This window comes from Stenotrophomonas sp. STEN020 (genome assembly GCF_056760195.1).
In genome coordinates this window covers 1-406 of sequence record NZ_JBRREI010000125.1, presented here as the reverse complement: position 1 = coordinate 406, position 406 = coordinate 1, and the positions used below count along the sequence as shown (strand labels likewise).

1 protein-coding gene is annotated in these 406 nt (G+C 65.5%); it reads right to left on the bottom strand.

Annotated features, from left to right (window positions below; genetic code table 11):
* Positions 1–406, bottom strand: a 406-nt coding sequence (locus tag ACVOLZ_RS22310) for an IPT/TIG domain-containing protein (protein ID WP_481518044.1), incomplete at both ends; no start/stop codon positions are given.

Below are 406 nucleotides of genomic sequence, written 5' to 3'. Positions count from 1 at the left end.
TGTGGCACCGCTGAAGTTGGTACCGGTAATGGTCACCGTCGTGCCGCCGCCAGCAGGACCTGCGCTCGGCGCGATGGAAGTCACTGTGGGCGCCGCAGCATAGGTGTACTGATCAGCAGCACTGGTCGCGCTTGTACCGCCAGTCGTGGTCACGCGTACGTCCACTGTGCCCGTACCCGCTGGCGCGGTCGCGGTGATCTGGGTGGCGCTGTTGACCGTGAAACCGGTCGCCGCAGTCCCCCCGAAGATCACTGCCGTGGCACCAGAAAGGTTTGTACCGGTGATGATCACCGTTGTGCCACCCGTAGCCGGGCCGCTGGTCGGCGAAACCGACGTCACCGTGGGCGCTGCCACATAGGTGAACTGATCGGCCGCACTGGTCGCACTGGTACCGCCAGCGGTGCTC